The 3,784-nt window shown below is 41.8% G+C and carries 2 protein-coding genes and 2 pseudogenes; 2 read left to right on the plus strand and 2 right to left on the minus strand.

Features of this window, described 5'->3' with window-relative positions:
- Positions 1–564: 564 nt before the first annotated feature.
- On the minus strand, positions 565–834 hold the full coding sequence (locus IQ242_RS19120) for a hypothetical protein (protein WP_002786493.1): 270 nt from the start codon (positions 832–834) through the stop codon (positions 565–567).
- A gap of 219 nt (positions 835–1,053) precedes the next feature.
- A pseudogene (locus IQ242_RS19125) lies at positions 1,054–1,297 on the minus strand (helix-turn-helix domain-containing protein); the annotation flags it as partial.
- Between the two features lie 487 nt (positions 1,298–1,784).
- Between IQ242_RS19125 and IQ242_RS19130 the strand changes: the two are divergent.
- The gene (locus IQ242_RS19130) at positions 1,785–3,122 is read left to right on the plus strand and encodes an OB-fold nucleic acid binding domain-containing protein (RefSeq protein WP_193961058.1); all 1,338 of its coding nucleotides are present in this window, start codon (positions 1,785–1,787) and stop codon (positions 3,120–3,122) included.
- A 115-nt stretch (positions 3,123–3,237) separates the two neighbouring features.
- Positions 3,238–3,553, plus strand: a pseudogene (locus IQ242_RS19135) (M42 family peptidase); the annotation flags it as partial.
- Between the last annotated feature and the right edge of the window lie 231 nt (positions 3,554–3,784).

Below are 3,784 nucleotides of genomic sequence, written 5' to 3' on the forward strand. Positions count from 1 at the left end.
AAAAGAAGTCAAGCTGTATCCTTAACAAGGGAACAGTCAAACTAGGAGCCGTGTGAGGTGAAAGTCTCATGCACGGTTCTGAATGGGAGGGGAGGTCGGTGACGACCTTCTCGACCCCTAATAGTATGAGGTGTTATTTGCGCGGACTAGGGGTGGACAGACTTGACAATCTAGCCATCACAAGGCGAAGATGTGTGACGGGAAATTCTTGCTTCACAGAAACCTGCTTTTTGAGAGAGTCCCAACGAGTCTTACAGTCTCTCCACAAGCTTAAACTCCTGACTGCCCATCAACATTTGTTGACAGGATTCTTATTCCTTCTGATCTTAAATTCTTGGCTGCATTCGTGACAAGTCTTGCATTCTGGACTTATTCATCGTTATATCATTTTTCAAAAGTAATGACAGACTTAGTTGATCATTTCAAAGCGCAATCCCTCTCGGAGAAAGGAATTGCACTTTCAGATGTTAGTCACGACTATTGAAAATTGGTATTAGCTATTTCTTTGTGGACTGTAGCCACTATTTTCAGAGATTGCTGTAGTGCGGATTGGTTGACACCCGTTTAGGTGGATTGACTGGCCAGAAATTGTCGTTGATAGTCTAAAAACTGGCCATGCCATTCCGCAAAACGCCGCTCCCCATCTTTGACTAAAAATTGGCGGTAGGCTTCCGAGGAAATCCAAGGCTTTGTTGGACGTTGTTGGGCCGAACGAGCTTGGTATTCAGCCGTTGATTGACGGCATTGGTTGTGATAATTTTGGTGCCATTCCTGATAGCGCCGTTCTCCATCCCGCACGAGGGCTTGGCGATAGGCTTCTGAAGATAGACTCATGGTGTTACTCCTTTTCAAATCCCTTGATGGCTTGGCCAGAATCATAACACAATCCGCGCACTACCGAGCGCCGACCTCTCGTCAAGGTAAAATGTAGGCCTTTGCCGTCAGTGGCAAGGTTTCTTTGCTATCTTAACCGCTGCATTTTGCCCCGCTTTGCGTTGCTCCCCTTTAACCAAATTTTGTAGGACCAGCCAAGAAATTAGTAAAAGCTGTTTACAGGTGTCTTAACCCTTGTGGCAAACGGCCACAGCTAACCCCATTGAAGAAGTCTAGTTTTTCTAGTTTTTTCTCCTCGGTTAACATTGAAGAAGTTTGACTGTACCCTACTCTTTCTTGTCTTTCGCACCAAGCTTGTGTTCTGACATGGAGAGCTTTATTGTCAACTAATCTTACACAACCCAATGTGAGCCGCAAGCAATAGCGACTCTTGTTTTGGTGTGGGGTAAAATCGAAGCTTCACATTCTAGCGTATATCGTGTCAATGGGCTAGTATTGAAATTAAAGCCAACCTAAAACGGCGGGGTTTTAGACCCAAATTTTCGATGATGTTGTTTAATTTGATCGTAACCTATTGTAGGTAAGTAGTCGGACATAAATTCTGTTGTCTATCTTAAGAAATGTAAATTGCCGCAATTCTTACTGACGACCGACGACCGACGACCGACTCCTGACCCCACAGTTAACTTTACTTTTGTCCAACTACTTAAGTAGGGAGGCACAATTATTTCTAGGATGGGTTAGCGGTAGCGTAACATGAGCGGGCGTTGGGTTTCATGCTTCAACCCAACCTACGTTCATCTTATATTTAATTCCACCCACCTACTTAGAATATACACTTTAGTTATTAATCTGGTAATTTTTTTGTCCTGGGGAGCCTGATTGAGCAAAGAAATGCTATATTTCTATTAGCACCGTTGCCAAAATCTCTGGAAAGTTGAGTTACTAATATGGTTAAAATTATCGGTCGTCAATCCTTGGGAAGAAAACCCGTTTACGATATTGGTGTGGAGAAAGATCATAATTTTTTGCTGGGCAACGGGTTAATTGCCTCCAATTGTTTTAATAAATCTCACTCTACCGCTTATGCTTACGTCACCTATCAAACCGCTTATTTAAAAGCTAATTATCCTGTGGAATATATGACAGCGTTACTAACTGCTAGTAGCGATAATCAGGATAAGGTGGAAAAGTATCGAGAAAACTGTCAGAAAATGAATATCGATGTCGAACCTCCCGACATCAATCGATCGCAAAAACATTTTACCCCGATTGGACGCAAAATTCTCTTTGGTTTGTCCGCAGTTAGAAATCTGGGCGAAAATGCGATCGAGGCTATTTTAAAAGCGCGGGAAGCAACAGGAGGAAAGTTTACTTCCTTAGGGGATTTTTGCGAGCGTGTTGATTTGCGAGTGATCAACAAAAGAGCTTTAGAAACGCTAATTTATTGCGGTGCTTTTGATAAAATTCAACCGAATCGCCATCAATTAATTGAAGATTTAGAATTAGTAGTTGCTTGGGCGCAAAAACGCACCAAAGAGAAAGAAAGTGGTCAAATGAATATTTTTGATATGCTAGGAGGTAGCACAGAAAATAAACAAGAATCCGAGTTTGAACAGTCTCCCAGTGCCACCGCAGTAGAAGATTTTTCCCTACAGGAAAAGTTAAGACTGGAAAAAGAACATTTAGGTTTTTATGTTTCCGAACATCCTTTAAAAGCTTTACAAAGAGCTGCTCAAGTCCTATCTCCTATCAATTTAGCTGACTTAGAAGAACACAAAACCAGAAAAAAAGTCAGTGCCATTGTCCTATTAAATGCCGTCAAGAAAATTATGACCAAAAAAGGGACTCCCATGGCCTTTTTAACCCTAGAAGATGCCTCGGGACAGTCGGAAGCGGTGATTTTTTCCGATAGCTACGAACGTCTGCAAAAATTATTAGTGGAGGAAGCAACTTTAATGGTGTGGGGAAAAGTGGATCGCCGAGATGATCGGGTACAATTAATTGTCGAAGATGCGGAACCGATCGAAACCATTAAAATGGTGATGGTTAATTTATCGCTGCAAGATGTTGTCAACCAAAATCGTCAAAATCTTCTTAAAAGTATTCTGCAATCGGGAGACAAACAAAAGGCAAAAGTTCCCGTTATTGCCACCATCGGTGCGGGAACTCAGCGTCAATTTGTGCGTTTAGGACAAAACTATTGGGTAGAGGATGACAATTCAGTGGTAGAGTCCCTGAAAGTTGCCGGTTTTCTGGCTAATTCTGCACCTTTGATTAATCATTAAATGCTAACTGGCAATTATGCAAGGGCGATGATTGCGCCAATATTGTTCCTGTAAAACCTTGGCGATTTCCTGTTTCGATAATAATTCTTTTTCCACCCACAAAATCAAGATAAATATGGATTTTGATCAACTCTTTGACACTATTGCTACTCTTGTCCTCCATCATTCTCCTAGTGGAATGGAAACGGAAATCGATCGCTTTTTACTAGAACGCTTTCAAGAGTTAGGATTAGAAACATGGCAAGATCAAGCGGGAAATGTCATCGGAAAAATTAAAGGACAAGATTCGACTAAAAAAATTGCTATTACTGGTCATAAAGACGAAATTGGCGCTATTATCAAGGGCAATTAATCCCGATGGTACTCTGCAAATTCGCCGACTTGGGGGAGCTTTTCCTTGGATTTACGGAGAGGGGGTGGTAGATATTATCAGATCAAACCCTGATTAATCGGTTTTGAGAGCTAATTTTGACTCTTGGTCTAATCTGCCTCTCTTCCTTGCTGTGACTGACTTATAAATTTTTGGAAATGTCTATCGCATTACTGGGGTAGATTTTACCCCACATTCCGCACCCTCAACTGTCACATAAGCTGTCCCCCTCCAGAGACTTGAGTAAAAATACTTATCTGGTGAAGATTTTCTCGGTGGCCTTTAGGGTGAG

Origin of the sequence: Microcystis sp. LEGE 08355, assembly GCF_015207185.1 — a bacterium.
Classification (GTDB): Bacteria; Cyanobacteriota; Cyanobacteriia; order Cyanobacteriales; family Microcystaceae; genus Microcystis; species Microcystis panniformis.